Annotated in this window: 20 protein-coding genes; 14 read left to right on the top strand and 6 right to left on the bottom strand. The window is 64.7% G+C overall.

What is annotated here, in order from left to right; genetic code table 11:
- Nucleotides 1-44: 44 nt before the first annotated feature.
- From hflK to IC762_RS26340, 4 genes are all read left to right on the top strand, one after another.
- Nucleotides 45-1,184, top strand: coding sequence for an FtsH protease activity modulator HflK (hflK, locus tag IC762_RS26355; protein ID WP_195785105.1), 1,140 nt, complete (start codon nucleotides 45-47; stop codon nucleotides 1,182-1,184).
- Nucleotides 1,181-2,083 carry a protease modulator HflC gene (hflC, locus tag IC762_RS26350; protein WP_195785104.1) on the top strand — a complete coding sequence of 301 codons (903 nt, stop codon included), beginning with the start codon at nucleotides 1,181-1,183 and terminating at the stop codon, nucleotides 2,081-2,083. The genes hflK and hflC overlap by 4 nt, the downstream gene beginning before the upstream one ends.
- An 87-nt stretch (nucleotides 2,084-2,170) precedes the next feature.
- On the top strand, nucleotides 2,171-2,371 hold the full coding sequence (locus tag IC762_RS26345) for a DUF2065 domain-containing protein (RefSeq protein ID WP_195785103.1): 201 nt from the start codon (nucleotides 2,171-2,173) through the stop codon (nucleotides 2,369-2,371).
- 164 nt (nucleotides 2,372-2,535) lie between these two features.
- Nucleotides 2,536-4,041, top strand: coding sequence for a Do family serine endopeptidase (locus tag IC762_RS26340; RefSeq protein ID WP_195785102.1), 1,506 nt, complete (start codon nucleotides 2,536-2,538; stop codon nucleotides 4,039-4,041).
- 196 nt (nucleotides 4,042-4,237) lie between these two features.
- Here the strand turns inward: IC762_RS26340 and IC762_RS26335 are convergent, their stop codons facing one another.
- From IC762_RS26335 to IC762_RS26325, 3 genes are all read right to left on the bottom strand, one after another.
- Nucleotides 4,238-4,417, bottom strand: a complete 180-nt coding sequence (locus IC762_RS26335) for a DUF2442 domain-containing protein (RefSeq protein ID WP_195785101.1) — start codon at nucleotides 4,415-4,417, stop codon at nucleotides 4,238-4,240.
- 854 nt (nucleotides 4,418-5,271) lie between these two features.
- Nucleotides 5,272-6,177 carry a phosphoserine phosphatase SerB gene (gene serB, locus IC762_RS26330; RefSeq protein WP_195785100.1) on the bottom strand — a complete coding sequence of 302 codons (906 nt, stop codon included), beginning with the start codon at nucleotides 6,175-6,177 and terminating at the stop codon, nucleotides 5,272-5,274.
- Between the two features lie 118 nt (nucleotides 6,178-6,295).
- On the bottom strand, nucleotides 6,296-8,005 hold the full coding sequence (locus tag IC762_RS26325) for a hypothetical protein (RefSeq protein ID WP_195785099.1): 1,710 nt from the start codon (nucleotides 8,003-8,005) through the stop codon (nucleotides 6,296-6,298).
- 112 nt (nucleotides 8,006-8,117) lie between these two features.
- Here IC762_RS26325 and miaA point away from each other — a divergent pair, with 112 nt between their 5' ends.
- From miaA to ilvC, 8 genes are all read left to right on the top strand, one after another.
- On the top strand, nucleotides 8,118-9,026 hold the full coding sequence (miaA, locus tag IC762_RS26320) for a tRNA (adenosine(37)-N6)-dimethylallyltransferase MiaA (protein WP_195785098.1): 909 nt from the start codon (nucleotides 8,118-8,120) through the stop codon (nucleotides 9,024-9,026).
- Between the two features lie 394 nt (nucleotides 9,027-9,420).
- A complete protein-coding gene (locus tag IC762_RS26315; RefSeq protein ID WP_195785097.1) occupies nucleotides 9,421-11,196 on the top strand; it encodes an acetolactate synthase 3 large subunit in 1,776 nt (591 codons plus the stop codon).
- Between the two features lie 153 nt (nucleotides 11,197-11,349).
- Nucleotides 11,350-12,336, top strand: coding sequence for a threonine dehydratase (locus IC762_RS26310; RefSeq protein ID WP_195785096.1), 987 nt, complete (start codon nucleotides 11,350-11,352; stop codon nucleotides 12,334-12,336).
- Nucleotides 12,337-12,360: 24 nt separating this feature from the next.
- Complete coding sequence (gene ilvN, locus IC762_RS26305; protein WP_195785095.1) at nucleotides 12,361-12,903, top strand: acetolactate synthase small subunit; 543 nt, start codon at nucleotides 12,361-12,363, stop codon at nucleotides 12,901-12,903.
- Nucleotides 12,904-12,906: 3 nt separating this feature from the next.
- Nucleotides 12,907-13,602, top strand: a complete 696-nt coding sequence (locus IC762_RS26300) for a class I SAM-dependent methyltransferase (protein ID WP_195785094.1) — start codon at nucleotides 12,907-12,909, stop codon at nucleotides 13,600-13,602.
- A gap of 34 nt (nucleotides 13,603-13,636) precedes the next feature.
- On the top strand, nucleotides 13,637-14,527 hold the full coding sequence (locus IC762_RS26295; protein WP_195785093.1) for an EamA family transporter: 891 nt from the start codon (nucleotides 13,637-13,639) through the stop codon (nucleotides 14,525-14,527).
- A 7-nt stretch (nucleotides 14,528-14,534) separates the two neighbouring features.
- The gene (locus tag IC762_RS26290) at nucleotides 14,535-15,143 is read left to right on the top strand and encodes a LysE family translocator (protein WP_195785092.1); all 609 of its coding nucleotides are present in this window, start codon (nucleotides 14,535-14,537) and stop codon (nucleotides 15,141-15,143) included.
- A 151-nt stretch (nucleotides 15,144-15,294) separates the two neighbouring features.
- Nucleotides 15,295-16,314, top strand: coding sequence for a ketol-acid reductoisomerase (gene ilvC, locus IC762_RS26285; protein ID WP_195785091.1), 1,020 nt, complete (start codon nucleotides 15,295-15,297; stop codon nucleotides 16,312-16,314).
- 172 nt (nucleotides 16,315-16,486) lie between these two features.
- On the opposite strand, the gene IC762_RS26280 is transcribed toward ilvC, so the two are convergent.
- Nucleotides 16,487-17,545: a DUF2336 domain-containing protein gene (locus IC762_RS26280; protein WP_246801257.1), complete on the bottom strand. Its 1,059-nt coding sequence runs from the start codon at nucleotides 17,543-17,545 to the stop codon at nucleotides 16,487-16,489.
- Between the two features lie 271 nt (nucleotides 17,546-17,816).
- A complete protein-coding gene (locus IC762_RS26275; protein ID WP_195785089.1) occupies nucleotides 17,817-18,857 on the bottom strand; it encodes an adenylate/guanylate cyclase domain-containing protein in 1,041 nt (346 codons plus the stop codon).
- Between the two features lie 128 nt (nucleotides 18,858-18,985).
- On the opposite strand from IC762_RS26275, the gene IC762_RS26270 reads away from it, so the two are divergent.
- Together IC762_RS26270 and IC762_RS26265 are read left to right on the top strand one after the other, a co-directional pair.
- Nucleotides 18,986-19,369, top strand: a complete 384-nt coding sequence (locus IC762_RS26270; protein WP_246801255.1) for a lysozyme inhibitor LprI family protein — start codon at nucleotides 18,986-18,988, stop codon at nucleotides 19,367-19,369.
- 28 nt (nucleotides 19,370-19,397) lie between these two features.
- Complete coding sequence (locus IC762_RS26265) at nucleotides 19,398-19,631, top strand: hypothetical protein (protein WP_195785088.1); 234 nt, start codon at nucleotides 19,398-19,400, stop codon at nucleotides 19,629-19,631.
- On the opposite strand, the gene IC762_RS26260 is transcribed toward IC762_RS26265, so the two are convergent.
- The gene (locus IC762_RS26260; protein ID WP_195785087.1) at nucleotides 19,628-20,260 is read right to left on the bottom strand and encodes a hypothetical protein; all 633 of its coding nucleotides are present in this window, start codon (nucleotides 20,258-20,260) and stop codon (nucleotides 19,628-19,630) included. The genes IC762_RS26265 and IC762_RS26260 overlap by 4 nt on opposite strands.
- Nucleotides 20,261-20,305: the final 45 nt, after the last annotated feature.

The following is a 20,305-nucleotide window of genomic DNA, read 5'->3' as shown; positions in this document are numbered from 1 at the left end:
GAGCGCTTGGCCGTTCCGGCCATGGGCTTGCCAGGAGAGATTTGATGCCGTGGAAAAATCAAGGCGGTGGGCCATGGGGCTCGGGTCCGAAAGGACCATGGGGCACCGGTCCGCAATCGGTCGGACCGAGGCCGCCGGATCTTGAGGATCTGCTGCGCCGCGGCCAGGACCGGCTGCAGCAATGGCTGCCCGGCGGGCATTTCAGCGGCATCGGCATCGCGCTGGTGCTGGTCGCCGCGCTGGCGATCTGGTTCGCGACCGGCATCTTCCGCGTGCAGTCCGAAGAGCTCGGCGTGGTGCTGCGCTTCGGCAAGTACGACCGCGACGCGCAGCCGGGCCTGCGCTATCACCTGCCGTATCCGATCGAGACCGTGCTGCTGCCGAAGGCGCTGCGCGTCAACACGATCTCGATCGGCATGACCGTGATCGACGATCCCGGCCGGCGCGGTCGCACCATGCGCGACGTGCCGGAGGAGAGCCTGATGCTGACCGGCGACGAGAACATCGTCGACGTCGACTTCACCGTGCTGTGGCGCATCAAGCCGGGCGGGGCCGGCGCGTACCTGTTCAACATCCAGAATCCGGAAGGCACCGTGAAGGCGGTGGCCGAAAGCGCGATGCGCGAGGTGATCGGCCGCTCCGAGATCCAGCCGATCCTCACCGGCGCGCGAACCCAGACCGAAGCGACCGTGCAGGAACTGATGCAGAAGACGCTCGACACTTACGGTGCGGGCATCCAGATCACGCAGGTGCAGATGCAGAAGGTCGACCCGCCCGCGCAGGTCATCGATTCCTTCCGCGACGTGCAGGCCGCGCGTGCCGACCTCGAGCGTGCACAGAACGAGGCGCAGACCTATGCCAACCGCGTGGTGCCGGAGGCGCGCGGCAAGGCCGCGCAGATCATCCAGGCCGCCGAAGGCTACAAGGAGCAGGCGGTTGCCGAGGCCAGGGGCCAGAGCGCACGCTTTCTCAAGGTCTATGAAGAGTACAAGAAGGCCCCCGACGTGACGCGCGAGCGCATCTATCTTGAAACCATGGAGAAGGTGCTCGGCAGTTCCGAGAAGCTGGTCTATGACGGCGGCGCCGGCCAGAATATCGTGCCTTATCTTCCGCTCGGCGAATTGACGCCGCGACGTCCGGCAGCTCAGGCCACCACCGGCCAGCAGCAGGGAGGCACGCGATGAGGTCCCCCGTCACGGGCATCGCGGCCCTGATCGTCCTGTTCGTGCTGGCGATCATCGCCTACAGCTCGGTGTTCACCGTGCAACAGACCGAGCAGGCGCTCGTGGTGCGGTTCGGCAAGCCGGTCGACGTCGTCACCGAGCCGGGCCTGAACTTCAAGGTCCCGTTCACCGACAGCGTCATCTCGATCGACAAGCGCATTCTCGACCTCGAGAATCCGTCGCAGGAAATCATCGCATCCGACCAGAAGCGACTGGTGGTCGACGCGTTCGCCCGCTATCGCATCAAGGACGCGCTGCGCTTCTACACCAGCGTCGGCTCGATCCAGGCCGCCAACCTCCAGCTCACCACGCTGTTGAACGCGTCGCTGCGCCGCGTGCTCGGCGAGGTCAACTTCATCGCGGTGGTGCGCGACGAGCGCGAGAAGCTGATGGCGCGGATCCGCGATCAGCTCGACAAGGAGGCCGACGGTTACGGCATCCAGGTCGTCGACGTGCGGATCCGCCGTGCCGATCTGCCGGAGCAGAACAGCGTGGCGGTCTACAAGCGCATGCAGACCGAGCGTGAGCGCGAGGCCCAGGAATTCCGTTCCCAGGGCGCCCAGAAGGGGCAGGAGATCAGGTCGAAGGCCGATCGCGAGGCAACCGTGATCGTCGCCGAGGCCAACTCCACCGCCGAGCAGACGCGCGGCGCCGGCGATGCCGAGCGCAACCGCCTGTTCGCCGAGGCCTACAGCCAGGACAAGGACTTCTTCACGTTCTATCGTTCGATGGCGGCCTACGAGAACGGTCTGAAGTCCAGCGACACGCGTTTCCTGTTGCGTCCGGACTCGGACTTCTTCAGATATTTCGGCAGCGCCAGCGGCAAGCCGCCTGAGGCGGCCGCGGCTCCGAAGCAATAACGTCACCCAGGGCGGCGATGCTGACGGCATCGCCGCCTTCCACACAAGCGGCAATAAAAGAAACCTGAAGCGGGAGGCTGCGATCCGATGAGGTCCATAGCGTTCGGCGACTTCCTCATCGGCTTGGGAATCCTGTTCGTGCTCGAAGGCATTCTGTTCGCCGCAAGCCCGGCCTGGATGCGCCGGGCGATGCAGAGTGCGCTGACGACACCCGACAACATCCTGCGCGTCGTCGGCATCGGCTCGGCGGTCGGCGGGCTGATCCTGATCTGGCTGGTGCGGCGCTGATCAATTTGTTCCGGCGCGGAAAACGTGTCGGAAGAACGCAATCGTGAGCCTGTCGCGGCCGGTTTTTTGCCGAAATGACGGGCTCAGATGCTTGCGCCGCCCGCCCGTTCGGGCGCACTCTCTCACCAACGATTTTTGGTCCTTTCGCCGGAGAAGATTCTGACATGACCGCTGCCAGACCAGCCCTGAGCCGTCGCCTTCGCTTGATGGGGGCCGCGATCTCGATCGGTGCTGCGAGCATGCTGAGCTCCGTGCCGGCGTTCGCGCGCGGCCCCGAAGGCATCGCCGACATCGCCGAGAAGGTGATCGATGCCGTCGTCAACATCTCGACCTCGCAGACCATCGAAGCCAAGGGCGGCGGTGGCGGCGCGATGCCGCAATTGCCGCCGGGCTCGCCGTTCGAGGAATTCTTCGACGACTTCTTCAAGAACCGCCGCGGGCCCGACGGCAAGGGTGGCGGCAAGAGCGGCGAATTCGCGCCGCGCAAGACCAATTCGCTCGGCTCCGGCTTCATCATCGATACCTCGGGCATCGTCGTCACCAACAACCACGTCATCGCCGACGCCGACGAGATCAACGTCATCCTCAACGACGGCACCAAGATCAAGGCCGAGGTGGTCGGCATCGACAAGAAGACCGACCTCGCGGTGCTGAAGTTCAAGCCGCCGAAGCCGCTCGTTGCGGTCAAGTTCGGCGACAGCGACAAGCTGAGACTCGGCGACTGGGTGGTCGCGATCGGCAACCCGTTCAGCCTCGGCGGCACCGTGACCGCGGGCATCGTTTCGGCGAAGAACCGCGACATCAGCCAGGGGCCGTATGACAGCTACATCCAGACCGACGCCGCCATCAACCGCGGCAATTCCGGCGGCCCGCTGTTCAACCTCGACGGCGAAGTGATCGGCGTCAACACGCTGATCATCTCGCCGACCGGCGGCTCGATCGGCCTCGGCTTCGCGGTGCCGTCGAAGACGGTCGCCGGCGTCGTCGACCAGTTGCAGAAGTTCGGCGAATTGCGCCGCGGCTGGCTCGGCGTGCGTATCCAGCAGGTCACCGACGAGATCGCCGAGAGCCTCAACATCAAGCCGGCGCGCGGCGCGCTGGTCGCCGGCATCGACGACAAGGGTCCGGCCAAGCCGGCCGGCATCGAGCCCGGCGACGTCGTCGTCAAGTTCGACGGCAAGGACGTCAAGGATCCCAAGGATCTGTCGCGCATCGTCGCCGACACCGCGGTCGGCAAGGAGGTCGACGTCGTCGTGATCCGCAAGGGCAATGAGGAGACCCACAAGGTCACGCTCGGCCGCCTCGAGGACAACGACAAGGTCCAGCAGGCCAACGCCAAGCCGAAGGACGACCAGGCCGACAAACCGGTGACGCAGAAGGCGCTCGGCCTCGATCTCGCGGCGCTGAGCAAGGATCTGCGCACCAAGTACAAGATCAAGGACAGCGTGAAGGGCGTCATCGTCACCGGTGTCGACGGCAACTCGGATGCCGCCGAGAAGCGCCTGTCGGCCGGCGACGTCATCGTCGAGGTGGCGCAGGAGGCGGTGTCCAGCGCCGCCGACATCAAGACCCGTGTCGAGAAGCTGAAGAAGGACGGCAAGAAGTCGGTGCTGCTGCTGGTCTCCAACGGCGACGGCGAGTTGCGGTTTGTGGCGCTCGGCGTGCAGTAAGGGACGGGGCGAAGCAGTCGTCCCACCCCTGACTGTCATCCCCCGCGAAGGCGGGGGATCCAGTACGCCGCGGCCTCTCGATTGCCTATGCGCATCTCTGGAATACTGGGTCTCGCTTTCGCGGGGACGACAAGCATCGAGCGCGTAGGATGGTGGAGCGCATCGATACCCATCATCCATCCTCGCGGCGCCTGGTCTAATTCGCCGGGCGGCCTTGGAGCATCCGGGCGACACCGAGATCCTCGTCGATGTCTGGCCAGTGAATGCCCATGGCCATCAGTTCAAAATGCGCGCGAGTCGTGGGGCTCGCGTTGTGCAGGCGTGGATACCAGGCGAGCGGAGTCACGATCTTTCGGCTGTCCGCAAGCGTCGCCACGAGTTCCTCGGTAGACCAATTGAAAGCATTCTGATCTTGGCAAACTCAGTCGGCATCTTCGTGCGCGTCCTCGGTGGCGCTCGCTGCTATCGAATTCATAAGAACCATTGCTGCCAACAAAAATCTTAACAAGGCCATGATCTCGAATTTATGCACTTCGCATGTGAGCCTTTTCGAGGCTCGCCTAGTGGTTGTTCAGCGCGATCTCAGAAACTTGTCTGATGGTCGCGTAAGTTCTGATTTTCAAAAGATACCTTGACTTCGTTCGCAACTCACGCCTATAATCCTGCCCGTCCTACCCGATCGAGGGGCGTGCGCACGTCACGAACGCGCGGTGGGATGCGGTGGACGCCGAAAGCGCGACTGACGAAAGCGCATGAGGCGGACGGCGAAGTCGTGTGGTTCTGACGCCCAAGTGGCAGGTGTCGATTTGCGCAAGGCTCTGCGCCTAGCGCGATGACGGTGACAACCAAGCCTAGTCTCGCCGGGAAGAGCACGAAGTAAGCCGTAAGACCATCGCGCAGGGAAAGCCGGGATGCCTCCGCTGGACCTGTATGCTCGTGTGCGCATCTCCTTCACTCCATTGCACACGAGATCGCGGGTGCAGCGCGCACCCGGCTTTCCCTGCGCCCTCTCTTCGATGAGGGGCGGAACGAAATGCAGAACTCGGGCAAATGATGTCGCGGGAATGCGAAGGTATGACTCACAATTCGCGCCACAAATTCACTGTCGTTCCTGCGAAAGCAGGGACCCATAGGCGCGAAGCGAGTTGGTTTGCTGCGCTAGGGCCACAGCGTCTTCAACCACTCAACCCTGTGGTTATGGGTCCCGGCCTTCGCCAGGACGACACGACGTTATCCCTCAACAAACTCGTCACGGCGATAGCCCTGCGCATAAAGCAGCGCTGTGAGGTCGCCGTGATCGATGCGGCCTGCGGCAGCCGCTGCGACCGCGGGCTTGGCGCGATAGGCGACGCCGAGGCCCGCGGCCTCGATCATGCCGAGATCGTTGGCGCCGTCGCCGACCACCAGCGTGTCGATGTCGTCGAGGTCGAAGGATTCCATCAGCTCGACCAGAGTGGCGAGCTTGGTGGCGCGGCCGAGGATCGGCTCGATCACCTCGCCGGTCAATTTGCCGTTCTCGACCGTCAGCTGATTGGCGCGGTTCTCCTGAAAACCGATCCGTTGTGCGACCACGTTGGTGAACAGGGTGAAGCCGCCCGAGATCAGGCAGGTATAGGCGCCATGCGCGCGCATCGTCATCACCAGCGCGCGGCCGCCCGGCGTCGGCGTGATGCGCTTCTCCAGCACTTCGTCGACCACGCCGACCGAAAGTCCCTTGAGCAGCGCGACGCGCTCGCGCAGCGCCGGCTCGAACGCGATCTCGCCGCGCATCGCGCGTTCCGTGATGCCGGCGACATGGGCCTTCAGCCCGGCGAAATCGGCGAGCTCGTCGATGCACTCCTGGCCGATCATGGTGGAATCCATGTCGGCCAGAAAAAGCTTCTTGCGCCTGCTGATGCGAGGCTGCACGACGATGTCGATCGGCAGGTCGGCGCGCGCTTCGCGCAGACGCGTCTCGATCGCCTTGATATCGTCCCGGCTGGCGTTCGGCTGCTCGAAGGGGATGTCGACGGCGACTTCGTTGAACAGCCATTGCGCCGGGCCTGGCGAGGGCAGCACGGCCCGCGCGCCGTCGACGATGGTGGAATCGAGCGCGGGGCTCGCGGGATTGCAGATCAGCGTGGCAACAAGAGACATGCGGACACATTCGAAACGGTTGGACAAGGCCGTGCTTATCGCAGGGCCGGCCGCCAGCGGCAAGTCGCGCTGGCGGCCTGTCAACCCCTCCTGTCCGCGCCGGCCCTCGCGACCGGACCTAGCGGAACAGAGGATCCATATTGTCCCAGATGTGGCTGAGCCCACCGAGCATCCCGCCGCGATGACAGAAGAAGCAGTCGCGCGTCTGGTTGAACGTCTCCATCGTCGAGTTGGCCATCAACGGCGTACCGCGGGTGTTGGTGGCGTCGTCAGGGGCGTTGCCGTCGGTCCATTCGACGCCGGTCAGGATATAATTGGCCCGGACGTCTCCGCCGGCGAGCTGGCTGCGCACATTGCTATTGAGCGAAACGATGTCCGTGTTGTTGTCGGTGTCTTGCGCGAATGTGCCCCAGGGATTTTGCCGGGTGACGTCGACAGGGCCGATGGTCTGGTTGGGAACGGCGACGATATTGGCGCCGGACGCCCGCATCCGTGCCTTCAGCGGTGCGGCCGAAGCGGCGGAGCCGGAGAACAGCCACGTTCCGCTGCCGTCGGCGAGGTTCGTCTTCGGGGTGCCCGCCGTCGTGATGTAGTCATACTGCAGGGTCGGTGCGTTGTTGACGTGCTCGAATGTCGCCCAGAGCATCTCAGGATGACCGGCAACGCTGCCGACGACGTGGAAGCCGACCAGCGCCAGGTCCACGGTCTTTGGAGGGCCCTGCGGTACGAGCATGGTGTTGCCCTGGGGAACGAAGTTCGGGATCGTTGCGGTGATGGTCAGGTAGTCGCCGGGATTGCTCAGCGTCGAGGCTTCAACCCAAGACGACTTCAGCTCCATCGCCAGTGCGACGCGGTCCTGGAAGTCGTTGCGGGTGTTGGGCGGCGGTGCATTCTTGGCAATGGTGGTGATCAGGTCCATCGTCGCGGCATCGACCGGAAACGCGGCCGGCGGCGGGGCCGGGAATTTGTTGCCCTGCAGACCGGTGTTGAAATAGGCGAACACGTCGTTGGCCTGCAGCAGGTAGTAGACGATGCCGTTGTTGCGCGTCATCAGGACCGCATTGCCGCCGGCCTGGCCGAATTCGACGACTTCGCCGGACGTGGTGATGAGCCGCTGAACGCCCTCGACCTCGACGGTCTGATCGGCGAGCTCGATTGGCTTGCCTGCGGAATCGCGCAACAGCGGGGCGCCGTTTGTAGCGGTTTGAACATCGAGCACCTTGTTGCTCTTGTCGAGCAGCAGCGGCTTTCCGTTCGTCGTGGCCGCAACCGCCGCGACGCTGACCGGCCTGTCGGCCTTGTCGCGGAACAGCCCGGTATTGGTCGGGCCGCCCGTTACGTTGATGACCTCACGCGTTTTCCCGGTGCTGTCGACCACGAATGGCCGCCCGTTGCTGCCGACGAGCGAAATGGACGGTGCGAAGTTCAAGAGCTTGTTGCCGTCCTGCGGCACGAATTTGCGCTTGCCGCTGCCGTCGGGCGGCGCGATGCCGAAGAAGTCCGACGAGGCGAACACATGCGCGCGCGGGCCGACCGGAGAGGTCAACCACAGGAACATCTGTGCAGACCATTTGTAGAATGGGCACAGGCTGTCGGCTTTGAACGCCAGTCCGTTGGCCGGAACCACGACTCCGTCCTTTTCAGGTTTGCCGGTCTTGAACCAGCTGCTGAATTCGGTCGGCGCGACGATGCAGGTCGGCTTGACGTCGGGCGGCAGCACGGTCTGTGCGGTGGCGCCGTGCGGCGACAGCGCCAACGTCGCGATCATGACCTCCAGGGAAACGACGGCCGCGACCCGCCTGCGACCCGACAGGTTTTCAGCATTCATGACGTGCTCCAACTGGCTTTGTTGAAAATCGATGCGAGGCTGAACGTGAATTATATCAAGACAACAACCAGTAATTGTTGCGCCGGACGACCTGAAATGCAATCCGGTTCCGATGAGCCAAAATGCCGCTATCCTGATCGCAGGGCCGACCGCCAGCGGCAAGTCGGCCCTGGCGCTGGCGCTGGCGCAACGGACCGGCGGGGTCGTGATCAACACCGACTCGATGCAGGTCTATCGCGACTTGCGGATCATCACGGCGCGGCCGACCGCCGACGAGGAGGCGCTGGTTCCGCACCGGCTCTACGGCCATGTCGATGCGAGCATGAATTTCTCCGCCGGCGCCTGGGTCGGCGATGCCGCAAAAGTGCTCGGCGAGGCGCGCGCGGAAGGCCGGCCGCCGATCTTCGTCGGCGGCTCCGGCCTGTACTTCAAGGCACTGACGCGCGGGCTCTCGGCGGTGCCGCCGATCCCGGCCGCGGTGCGCGAGAGCGTGCGCGCGAGACTTGAGCAGCATGGCGTCGAGGCGCTGCATGCCGAGCTTGCGCAGCGTGATCCCGTCTCGGCCGAGCGGCTGAAGCCGCGCGACCGCACCCGCATCGCGCGCGCGCTCGAAGTCGTCGAGGCCACCGGGCGGCCGCTGCCCGACTGGCATCGCGAAGGCCTGCCGCCCTTGCTGCCGGCAGGTGAATTTTCTGCGATCTTCTTGGCGCCCGAGCGCGAGCAGCTCTACGCGCGGATCGATGCACGCTTTGGCATCATGCTCGCCGGCGGCGCGCTCGAGGAGGTCGCGGCACTCGCTGCCCGCAAGCTCGATCCGCTGTTGCCCGCCATGAAGGCCCACGGCGTGCCGGCGTTGATCCGGCACTTGCGCGGCGAGATCAGCCGGGAGGAGGCCGCTGAGATCGGCCGGGCCGACACGCGCCATTACGCAAAGCGCCAGTTCACCTGGTTCCGGCATCAGCTCCCGGAGTTCGAATGGGTGGCGCCGGAGGCGGCGCGGGAGAAGCTGAGGATTTCGTAGCCCCGACGCAGCGGTCCCGGATTGCGCTGCGCTCCGGGGCTACGGACCATGACGACGCCCGTCTGCCATGCGCGTTTCATCGCGCAAAAACACTCGCCGAACGGGCGGAACCCCGTTAGGGTACGAAAATCGCGAAAACGTCGGCCTTGCCTTGACATTCGGGCTTTGGCCGCTATGTTTCGCGCAACCTTTGGGAAGCCCGAGCCGCGCCATGCGCAACATTATTACCAAACTGCTTATCGCCGTCGTACCCAGGCACACCGCCGGGGATGGCTAGCGGCCATCCAAATTCGGGCGGTGTGCATGGGGCCTCTGGGGCCCTTTTTTATTTCCCGAAGCAGATCAGACCAAAACCGAAAAAGCCGCGCAAAACCAAGCGCATCCGGAGTGAGCCATGACCGACAAGAGCCACGACCCCAATCAGATGACCGGCGCCGCGATGATCGTGCGCGCGCTCATCGATCACGGCGTGCAGCACCTCTTTGGCTACCCCGGCGGCGCGGTGCTTCCAATCTATGACGAGATCTTCCAGCAGAGCGAGGTCGAGCACATCCTGGTCCGCCACGAGCAGGGCGCCGGCCACGCCGCCGAGGGCTATGCCCGCTCGACCGGCAAGCCCGGCGTGGTGCTGGTGACCTCGGGCCCCGGCGCCACCAACATGGTGACGCCGCTGACCGACGCGCTGATGGATTCGATCCCGCTGGTTTGCATCACCGGCCAGGTGCCGACCCATCTGATCGGCAACGACGCGTTCCAGGAATGCGACACCGTCGGCATCACGCGCCCCTGCACCAAGCACAACTGGCTGGTGCGCGACGTCAACGACCTCGCCAAGGTGCTGCACGAGGCCTTCTACGTCGCGACCACCGGCCGGCCCGGCCCGGTGGTGGTCGACGTGCCGAAGGACGTGCAGTTCGCGACCGGCACCTATCATCCGCCGATCAAATCGGACGTGCACATCTCCTACACGCCGCGCGTGAAGGGCGATGCGATGCAGATCCGCAAGGCCGTGGCGCTGCTCGCCAATGCCAAGCGTCCGGTGATTTATTCCGGCGGCGGCGTGATCAACGCCGGTCCGGAAGCCTCGAAGCTGCTGCGCGAGCTGGTCGAGACCACCGGCTTTCCGATCACCTCGACCCTGATGGGCCTGGGCGCCTACCCGGCGTCGGGGCCGAACTGGCTCGGCATGCTGGGCATGCACGGCACCTACGAAGCCAACATGACGATGCATGATTGCGACGTCATGCTGTGCGTCGGCGCGCGCTTCGACGACCGCATCACCGGCCGCACCGACGCGTTCTCGCCGGGTTCGAAGAAGATCCACATCGACATCGACCCGTCCTCGATCAACAAGAACATCCGCGTCGACGTCCCGATCATCGGCGACGCAGCGAATGTGCTCGGCGACCTCTTGCAGGTGTTCAAGGCGGAGGCGAAGAAGCCCGACATCAAGCCGTGGTGGCAGCAGATCGCGCAATGGCGCGCGCGCAACTCGCTGTCCTACCGCAAGAACAACGATATCATCCTGCCGCAATTCGCGATCCAGCGGCTGTTCGAGCTGACCCGCGGCAAGGACACCTACATCACGACCGAGGTCGGCCAGCACCAGATGTGGGCCGCGCAGTTCTACGGCTTCGAGGAGCCGCACCGCTGGATGACCTCCGGCGGTCTCGGCACCATGGGCTACGGCCTGCCGGCCGCGCTCGGCGTCCAGGTCGCGCATCGCGACAGCCTGGTGATCGACATCGCCGGTGACGCCTCGGTGCAGATGACGATCCAGGAGATGTCGACGGCCGTTCAGCACGAGCTGCCGATCAAGATCTTCATCCTCAACAACCAGTACATGGGCATGGTGCGACAGTGGCAGCAGCTCTTGCACGGCAACCGGCTGTCGCATTCCTACACCGAAGCGATGCCCGATTTCGTCAGGCTCGCCGACGCCTTTGGCTGCGTCGGCCTGCGGGCGGTGAAGCCGGCTGATCTCGACGGCGCGATCAAGGAGATGATCGCGGTCAAGCGCCCGGTGTTGTTCGACTGCCGCGTCGCCGCGCTGGAAAACTGCTTCCCGATGATCCCGTCGGGCAAGGCGCATAACGAGATGCTGCTGCCGGAAGAAGCGACCGATGAGGCCACCGCAACTGCCTTCGCCGGCGGCAAGGCGCTGGTGTGATGATGGCTGACACCCATTCCACTGTCATCGCCCGGCTTGACCGGGCGACCCAGTACGCCGCGGCGTCTCGGTTCGATCCGAGGAGTCCCGGCGTACTGGATCCCCGCTTTCGCGGGGATGACAACGGAGAGAGTAGAGCGATTGGAAGCCCCCATGTTTGACCTCAACGAGCTCGAACGCGCCCACGCCATCGTCGGCACTGCCGTGTCGCCGACACCGGCGCATGCGTGGCCGCTGCTCGCCGAGCGGCTCGGCACATCAGTCGTGGTCAAGCACGAGAACCACACGCCGACCGGCGCCTTCAAGGTGCGCGGTGGCCTAGTCTATCTCGAACGACTGAAGCGTGAGCGGCCGAACGTGCCCGGCATCATCTCGGCGACGCGCGGCAATCACGGCCAGAGCCTGGCTTTTGCGGCGCGCCGACACGGCGTGCCGGCGACGATCTACGTGCCGCATGGCAATTCGGCGGAGAAGAACCGCGCGATGCGCGCGTTCGGCGCTGAGTTGGTCGAACACGGCGCAGATTTTCAAGCGGCACGCGAAGAGGCCGAGCGCCGTGCCCAGTTCGCCGGGCTGCACATGGTGCCGTCGTTCCATCCCGACCTGGTGCTCGGCGTTGCGACCTACGCGCTCGAACTGTTTCGTGCTGCGCCGGATCTCGACATCCTCTACGTGCCGATCGGGCAGGGCTCCGGCATCTCCGGCTGCATCATGGCGCGCGATCTTTTGGGGCTGAAGACCGAGATCGTCGGCGTGCAGTCGACCGAGGCGCCGTCCTATGCGCTGTCGTTCGCGGCCGGCAAGATCGTCACCACCGAGACCAGCAACACCCACGCCGACGGCATGGCGACGCGGATTCCTGATCCGGACGCGTTCGCGCTGATCCGCAAGGGCGCATCCCGCATCTTGCAGGTCACCGACGACGAGATCGCCCACGCGATCCGCGCCTACTGGACCGATACGCACAACCTCGCCGAAGGCGCGGGCGCAGCGCCGCTCGCGGCCGCGCTGCAGGAAAGAGGCAAGCTCACCGGCAAGCGGGTCGGCCTGATCCTGAGCGGCGGCAATATCGATTTCGATCTGTTCCGCACCTGGGTCGGAACGGATGCCGCGCCGGCCGCTAAGCGCGCCGTGGCGTGACCAGAGGAATGTAAGGGGACGACAATGAACCAGCCCGCATCGGCCTATTTCCTGGAAGAGCGTCACGATCCCAACGAGACGCACACGCTGTCCGTGCTCGTGCAGAACGAGCCCGGCGTGCTCGCGCGCGTGATCGGACTGTTTTCCGGACGCGGCTACAACATCGACAGCCTCACGGTCTCGGAGACCGAGAGCAAGAAGCATCTCTCCCGCATCACCATCGTCACCACGGGCACGCCGATGGTGATCCAGCAGATCAAGCATCAGCTCGACCGCATGATCCCGGTCTACCGCGTCGTCGACATGACGCTGGCCGGCAATGCGCTGGAGCGCGAGCTTGCGATGGTCAAGGTGCGCGGCACCGGCGAGCACCGCGTCGAGGCGCTGCGGCTCGCGGATGCCTTCCGCGCACGCGTGATCGACGCCACGACCGAGAGCTTCGTGTTCGAGATCACCGGCAATTCGTCGAAGATCAATCAGTTCATCGACCTGATGCGGCCGCTCGGCCTGGTCGAGGTGTCACGAACCGGGGTGGCCGCGATCACGCGTGGGCCGGAAGGGATGTGAGTCATGTTGGCGCGCGACTGGTACTACACGCAACGGCGGCGGGTCGGTCTCGATACCGCGGTCGCTTCGATCTATGACGTCAGCGAAGACAGCGACGCCCGCGCCCGCCAGGCGCTGACCATGCTCGGCGTCAAGCCGGGCTGGCGGATCGCCGACATCGGCTGCGGCAACGGCGTGCTGGCGACCGAGGCCGCACTGCTCGGCGCCGAGGTCGATGCCATCGATATCTCGCCGGCGATGCTCGGCCTCGCCGAGATCTACGCCCGCGATCGCAAGGCGCGTATCCGCACCCAGCCGGCCGGGCTGTTGTCGTTCGCCTACCAGCCGAACTCCTACGACCTGATCGTCAGCGAATTCACGCTGCATCATCTGCCCGACTTCTGGAAGGCGGTGGCGCTGTCGCGGATCTTCAACGCGCTGAAGCCGGGCGCCAACTTCTATCTGCGCGACATGGTGTTCGTCAGCATGCCCGACGGCGTCGACCGCGACGTCGAGGGCTGGGCCGAGTTCTCGATCAAGAACCACGATTTCGAACCCGAAAGCGTGATGACCCATATGCGCGACGAATATTCGACCTTCGGCTGGGTGATGGAGCGGATGCTGACCGAGACCGGCTTTGCGCTGGTCTCGGCCGATTATCACGCGCCGCTGCACGGAACGTATCTGGTGCGCAAACCCAAGCCGGACGAGCAGATCTAGACACCGAGCCAAACGAAGCAAAAGAAGAACAACAATGAAGCCGGCCGATGTGGGCATCGCCGTCATGGTCGCGGTGATCTGGGGACTTGCGTTCGTCGCGAGCCGGATCGCGCTCAACGAGTTCTCGCCGGAGCTGATGACGACGCTGCGCTTCGCCATCGCGGCGCTGCCGTGCCTGTTCCTGCGCAAGCCCGGCGTCTCCTGGGGGCTTCTGATCGCGATCAGCTCGACGCTGTTCCTCGGCCAGTTCCTGGCGCAGGCCTTTGCGATCGCGCACGGCGTCCCGGTCGGACTTTCCAGCGTGATCGTGCAGAGCCAGGCGCTGTTCACCATCGCCTTCGCCGCAGTGATCTTCGGCGAGACGCCGACGCGGACGCAGGCGATCGGGATCGCGATCGCAACCCTCGGCCTGTTGATGATCTGCGGCACCGTCGGTTACGATTTCAGCGTCGCGGCGTTTGCGATCATCATGATCTGCCCGATCAGCTTTGCGGTCGGCAATCTCCTGCTGCGGCGGGCGCATGGCGTGCCGATGTTTGACCTGTTCGCCTGGCTGTGCCTGTCGGCCGCGGTGCCGCTCGCAGCCATTACGCTGATCAGCAATGGGCCGCAGCCGACCTGGCAGGCGCTGATCCACATGTCGCTGACCGGGCTGGTTTGCATGGTTTGCCTCGGCGGCATCTCGACCAGCATCGCCTATTGGCTGTGGGGCCGGCTGCTGCGGGATTATCCGGCAGCACAGGTGGTGCCGTTCGCGCTGCTGGTGCCGTTCGTCGGCTCGGCGGCGTCCAGCATCGTATTCGGGGAAAAGTTCGGGCCGCTGCGGCTCGCCGGCATGGTCACGGTGATCGCCGGCATCGCCGTGATGCTGCTGGCGAGGCGACCCAAGACCTTACCCAAAGAGCCTCTGCCGAAGGTCGCGTGAGGGCGCCATGTCGAATTCGCTGATGTTCGCCTTTGTCGTGTTCTCGGTCGTGATGTTCTTCACGCCGGGCCCGAACAACATCATGCTGCTGTCCTCGGGGCTCACCTACGGCTTTCGCCGCACCTTGCCGCACATCGCCGGCATCACGATCGGTTTCGCCTTCATGGTCGGCGCCGTCGGCGTCGGGCTCGGGGCGATCTTCATCACCTATCCGGTGCTGCAGACCGTCCTGAAATATGGCGGCGTGCTCTATCTGATCTATCTCGCCGCCGTCATCGCCATGGCCGAGCCGCCCTCGGCGGACAGGGACGACAGGCCCGGCCGCGGGCCGATGACGTTCTGGGGCGCGGCCATGTTCCAGTGGATCAATGCCAAGGGCTGGGTGATGGTGATCGGCACGATTACGGCCTATGCGGCGATCGCCGCCTTCCCCTGGAATATTGCGATCCAGGTCGGATTGAGCCTGCTGCTGGGAACTGTTTCCTGCATCGCCTGGGCGCTGTTCGGCACCGCGCTGCGGCCGGTCCTGACCTCGCCCAGGGCGATCCGCGTCTTCAATGTGGTGATGGCCGTCCTGCTGCTGGCCTCGCTCTACCCCGTGTTCATGGACGCATGATGCCGCACCGCGCCATGCGAGATGGGGGTTTCCCCTGACGGGCAAAATGCTCTAGACAACCCCGGAAATTCGCGGGCGTCCGGCGGTTCTGACCTTCCGAAAGCCTGATCCATCGGCCGATATCGGCCCCCTTAAAAACGAGGAAAAGACGATGCGAGTTTACTACGATCGCGATGCCGACCTGAACCTGATCAAGGGCAAGAAGGTCGTCATCGTCGGCTATGGCAGCCAGGGCCACGCCCACGCGCTGAACCTGAAGGACTCCGGCGTCAAGGACGTCGCCATTGCGCTGCGCAAGGGCTCGGCCTCGGCCAAGAAGGCCGAGAACGCCGGCTTCAAGGTGATGGAAGTCGCCGAGGCGGCCAAATGGGGCGACCTCGTCATGATGCTGACCCCGGACGAACTGCAGGGCGACATCTATCGCGAGCACCTGCACGACAACATGAAGAAGGGTGCCGCGCTGGTGTTCGCACACGGCCTCAACGTGCACTTCAACCTGCTCGACCCGCGCGCCGACCTCGACGTGCTGATGATCGCGCCGAAGGGCCCCGGCCACACCGTGCGCTCGGAATATCAGCGCGGCGGCGGCGTGCCCTGCCTGATCGCGATCGCCAAGGATTCCTCGGGCAACGCCCATGACCTCGGCCTGTCCTACGCCTCGGCGATCGGCGGCGGCCGCGCCGGCATCATCGAGACCACCTTCAAGGAGGAGTGCGAGACCGACCTGTTCGGCGAGCAGGTCGTGCTCTGCGGTGGCCTGGTCGAGCTGATCAAGGGCGGCTACGAGACGCTGGTCGAGGCCGGCTACGCGCCGGAGATGGCGTATTTCGAGTGCCTGCACGAGGTGAAGCTGATCGTCGACCTGATCTACGAAGGCGGCATCGCCAACATGAACTACTCGATCTCCAACACCGCGGAATACGGCGAGTACGTCACCGGTCCGCGCATCGTCACCGACGAGACCAAGAAGGAGATGAAGCGCGTGCTCAACGACATCCAGTCCGGCAAGTTCGCCCGCGACTGGATGCTGGAGAACAAGGTCAACCAGACCTCGTTCAAGGCGACCCGCGCCAAGCTCGCCTCGCATCCGATCGAGCAGGTCGGCGAGAAGCTGCGCGACATGATGCCCTGGATCAAGAAGGGTGCGCTGGTCGACAAGTCGAAGAATTGAGACTGAATGCGTAGGGTGGGCAAAGCGTGAACTTACCCACCCTACGGCTACTGCCAAAATATCGAAAACAACCCCATGCAAAGTAGGGCGGTCGCCAGTCAGCGGAAAAACCACTTGACGCGTCGGGCAAATCAGTCGTATTTTCCAGTATTCCGAAATCTGTAGCGCCGCTTCATCCCACCGCCGCCGGCTGCTTCTCGATCCTGTTGTGCAGCTGCCAGAACCGCACCGTGCGCTGCGCGGTCTCCAGCGACAGCCGCCGATAGTCGCGCTGCGCGATCTCGAGCGTCGCCTCGTCGAGCGGACGCGGCAGCGGCCGCTTGCGCAAGATGGTCTCCACCGTCGGCCAGTTCAGCCGCGCCGAGCGGCACGGGATCAGCAGCAGGTCGGAGCGCAGGCCGAGCATCAGCTTCTCGATCAGCACGATCGGCACGTCGTTGAGCACGGCGAGCGCCACCGTAACCTCGTCGAACTTGCCGGTCTCGGCGAATTTGTACACCGCGGCGTCGTCGAGCTCGTTCAGCTGCTTCATCAGCTTCACGAATTCCTCGGCGATGCCGTAATTGCGGCGCGGCGTGGTGGCCTCCTGCTCGGCGATGTCGTCCAGCACCTGACGGATGTGGTCTCGCGCCCCGTAAGGCGCGATCGCGAGCAGGCGGCTGCGCACCGCGTTCTTGGCGCGGAGCAGCAGTTCGCGCAGCAGCCGTGCCGGCAGATCGATGCGCAGTCCGAGGATCTCGACCAGTTCGTCGTCGCGCTCGGCGCGGGCGACGATGTTGGAATAGCCGTCGTCGGAGAATTGCGCGCTGGCGTTCCTGGCAAGGCGCCGGATCACCTTGTCCTCGCCGCGATCGATGATCACGTCGGTGACCGTCTCAGGCAGGTTCTCGCGCGCCGAGATCGCGAACAAATGGTCCTGTCCCTTGCTGCTGGCGATCTCGCGCAGCGCCTCGGGGCTGATGCGGCTGGAATGCGTTAGGACTTCGCCGGCAACGCCGATATCGTCGTCCCAGGCCAGATGCTGGATCGTCTCGAACGGTGCGTAGTCGAGCGGCGCCAGCCGCTTGGAGAGCTCGGCCCGCGCCCGCGTCTCGACCCGCGCGATCAGGAGGCAGAGCACGTCGTCGAACACCTTGACCTGTTCGTCGTTGAGACGGTCGCCGTCGTTCAGGAACAGGTCGGTGACCCGCCGCAGCGTCTGCACGCGCTTGGCGGACGTCCCGTCCCGCACCGCATCTTCAAGTTCGCCAATAATCGATTTTGACGGCTGTTGCGCCATTGGTCGGCGGCCTGTTGTTTGTTGGATGACACCTGCGATGCATGATGCAGCAGCCGGGCTTACACCTGCGTTAACCCGGAACCTGGTGCAAATATGGGTGCCTCGCATCCTTAATGCGGCACGACCGAACCCGATTCAATTCGCGCGGTCGCATCTCTCGGTTGTGTGGCTTGCGGCTGCGCGCCGACGGAGCGGCAGATGCGGATGCGTCTTAATGGATTTTTTAGCACATCACCCCGTGAGCGACGCCGGACGAACGCTGCCGCGCGACGGCGAACACCTCGACCGGTGCGGCGCGGCCGCGCAACGCCGTCGCGCCGAGTGGCTCAACGATGAAGTCGTCGATCGGCAGCAGGCGAAGCAGCTCCCCCGACACCAGCAGCGGGCGGCCTACTTGCTTGCATTGCTCCTGCAGTCGCGCCGTGACATTCACGGTGTCGCCGAAATAGGCGATCTGACGCCGCGAGTCGCCGCATTCGGCGATCACGACGGCGCCGGCATGCATCCCGGCGCGAAACGCCGGCACCAGGCCGAACGCCTTGCGGTAATGGTCGGCCCGCTTGGCCAGGCGGTCCTCGATTGCGAACACACAGTCGAGATAGCGCCGCGACGGCCGATCCGCGTCGACCGGCCACGTCACGATCACCTCGTCGCCGACATAGGCATGGACCTCGCCGCCATGGGTCACGATGGCGTCGTCGATGTCGAAGAAGAAGCGCGTCAATAATTCCTGCACCCGGACTTCGCCCATCGCCTCGGCGAGCGTGGTCGAGCCGACGAGATCGAGAAACAGCAACACGCGCTCCTCACGGACCGGCTGGCGGTAGCGTCCGAGCACGACGCTGAGCAGCGTGCGGCCACCGATCATCCGGACCAACTCGTAGATCGTGGTGATCGGGATCGACAGCAGCAGGCCGACACCGATGATCTTCAGGAAGGTATCGCGAATCCACTTCGCCTCGAGGCCATGCCCATACAGAACGATCTCCAGTACGACCGCGGCGACCGCAACGACGACAACCACGATCACGGAGCGCGCGATGAGCTCGATGACAAGCGGCAGGCGCCGCAGCCAGCCGGCACGGGCGGTCAGATAGAGATGCGTCGCCCAGACAATCAGGCTGATGGCAGCGCCTTCGGTCGCGCTACGCAGATAGTTCGCGAACGAGGCCTCGTCGGATTCGTCGAACGCATAGCGAAACAACCCGCCGACCAGCAGGCCGATCACAGCCAGGACGATCGCAGGTGTCAGGTTGCGCCGCATGATCCCTCAAATATCCTGCGCGGATCGGGAAGGCCAGCGGCAACCCGACATCGTCGGGGGGTGAACGGGAAGCGCTGTCCGCGGCACTCATGTATTGTCCGCTGCACGGATCGAACAAGGAAGACGAAATGACATCGGTGCGCGCCTCCCTGCTGATCACGGCGGCCTTCGTGACCGTCCTCGCGCCGGCGGCCCGGGCCGGCGACCTGGGCGACCCCGCACAGTCCTGCGACGGCAACACGTACCAGATGGTCGAGTGCCTCAAGGGCAAGACCGCTGAGTGGGACAAGCGGATGAATGCCGCCTATCAGCAGGCGCTGAAGGATGCCGCGGGCGACAAGCAGCGCGACCAGCTACGCATCGCGCAGCGGCTATGGATCCAGTTCCGCGATGCCAACTGCCTCTATTACGACCTGGGCGAAGGCACCATCGCCCGCATCGATGCCGGCGAGTGCATGCGCAGCCTGACCGAGACGCGGGCCAGGGAGCTGGAAAATATCGGCCATCAGTGAGCCATCTTCCGGTGTCACGCCCGCCGCCATGACCGATGCAAAGAGCCAGGACGAGCTGACCCGTCTTGCCGAGGACGCGCTGCGCGCGCAGCCCGGCTGCGAGACGGCGCGCGTGCCGGCGGTCGCGGCGCTGCCCGATGCACGGATCGGCCGCAACTGGGAGATACCGCGCGTCGTGCTCGGCGACAGCCTGATCAGCGACGTCGATCGCGCCGTGATGTCGGTGCATCGCCGGCTCGGCCGCAAGTTTCACCTGGTCTAACTCGTTTCTCCGGCTGCCTTCGCCGGACTCGGCGCGGAGCGAGCCGCCATGCTGATCATCCTCAGCGCGAAAACTGCTACGAGCGGGATCAGGAACAGCGCATAGAGCGGCGTCTCCGGAATCCGCTTGCCGAATGACACCATGAACTGCAGCAGCAGATAATAGCCGCCGACAAGGTGCAGCCCGCGCCAGGCGCGCGTTCCGAGCATCGCCGCGGTGCGGTCGAACGAGGTCGCGGTCAATGCGATGACGACGGCATAGCCGATGCCGCCGAAGATGTAGGATACGACCGAGGTTGCAGCCGCAAAGCCGGCCGGATCCATCACCGCGAAGGCGATGATTGCGACCGCATGGATGGCGTGCGAGGCCGCAAAGGTGACGCCGAGGTAGCGGCGGTTGCGGCGCTGCCAGTGCGTCCAGGCGCTCGGCCATAGCCGTGCCAGCGCCGCTGCGGAGAAGGCGAGGCAGAACAACAGCAGCGAGGTCCGTGCCGTGAACCGGATCACCATCCGCACGCCCTCGACCTCGAACTGCCGCATCGCGGCGATCCAGATGGAGAGGCCGAGCAGGGTGACGGTGAGCAGGGCGAACAGCCGCCAGCCTTCGAACCAGTTTTGACGCGTCGTCATCGCTTGCCCCCTCGCTAATGTAATCATCAGTTACATGCCGAAGTC

Origin of the sequence: Bradyrhizobium genosp. L (assembly GCF_015624485.1) — a bacterium.
In the GTDB taxonomy this organism is placed as follows: Bacteria; Pseudomonadota; Alphaproteobacteria; order Rhizobiales; family Xanthobacteraceae; genus Bradyrhizobium.
The sequence above is the reverse complement of the archived record's forward strand: the minus strand, read 5'-3'. Positions and strand labels throughout refer to the sequence as shown.

Bases quoted from the DNA above. Each gene is read 5' to 3' on its own strand.
- serB (WP_195785100.1), bottom strand. From the start codon at position 6,177: ATGTCTCTTGTTGCCACGCTGATCTGCAATCCCGCGAGCCCCGCGCTC.
- hflC (WP_195785104.1), top strand. From the start codon at position 1,181: ATGAGGTCCCCCGTCACGGGCATCGCGGCCCTGATCGTCCTGTTCGTG.
- IC762_RS26300 (WP_195785094.1), top strand. From the start codon at position 12,907: ATGTTGGCGCGCGACTGGTACTACACGCAACGGCGGCGGGTCGGTCTC.
- hflK (WP_195785105.1), top strand. From the start codon at position 45: ATGCCGTGGAAAAATCAAGGCGGTGGGCCATGGGGCTCGGGTCCGAAA.
- IC762_RS26315 (WP_195785097.1), top strand. From the start codon at position 9,421: ATGACCGACAAGAGCCACGACCCCAATCAGATGACCGGCGCCGCGATG.
- IC762_RS26265 (WP_195785088.1), top strand. From the start codon at position 19,398: ATGACCGATGCAAAGAGCCAGGACGAGCTGACCCGTCTTGCCGAGGAC.
- ilvC (WP_195785091.1), top strand. From the start codon at position 15,295: ATGCGAGTTTACTACGATCGCGATGCCGACCTGAACCTGATCAAGGGC.
- IC762_RS26275 (WP_195785089.1), bottom strand. From the start codon at position 18,857: ATGCGGCGCAACCTGACACCTGCGATCGTCCTGGCTGTGATCGGCCTG.
- ilvN (WP_195785095.1), top strand. From the start codon at position 12,361: ATGAACCAGCCCGCATCGGCCTATTTCCTGGAAGAGCGTCACGATCCC.
- IC762_RS26260 (WP_195785087.1), bottom strand. From the start codon at position 20,260: ATGACGACGCGTCAAAACTGGTTCGAAGGCTGGCGGCTGTTCGCCCTG.
- IC762_RS26310 (WP_195785096.1), top strand. From the start codon at position 11,350: ATGTTTGACCTCAACGAGCTCGAACGCGCCCACGCCATCGTCGGCACT.
- IC762_RS26345 (WP_195785103.1), top strand. From the start codon at position 2,171: ATGAGGTCCATAGCGTTCGGCGACTTCCTCATCGGCTTGGGAATCCTG.
- IC762_RS26295 (WP_195785093.1), top strand. From the start codon at position 13,637: ATGAAGCCGGCCGATGTGGGCATCGCCGTCATGGTCGCGGTGATCTGG.
- IC762_RS26290 (WP_195785092.1), top strand. From the start codon at position 14,535: ATGTCGAATTCGCTGATGTTCGCCTTTGTCGTGTTCTCGGTCGTGATG.
- IC762_RS26325 (WP_195785099.1), bottom strand. From the start codon at position 8,005: ATGAATGCTGAAAACCTGTCGGGTCGCAGGCGGGTCGCGGCCGTCGTT.
- IC762_RS26270 (WP_246801255.1), top strand. From the start codon at position 18,986: ATGACATCGGTGCGCGCCTCCCTGCTGATCACGGCGGCCTTCGTGACC.
- IC762_RS26340 (WP_195785102.1), top strand. From the start codon at position 2,536: ATGACCGCTGCCAGACCAGCCCTGAGCCGTCGCCTTCGCTTGATGGGG.
- miaA (WP_195785098.1), top strand. From the start codon at position 8,118: ATGAGCCAAAATGCCGCTATCCTGATCGCAGGGCCGACCGCCAGCGGC.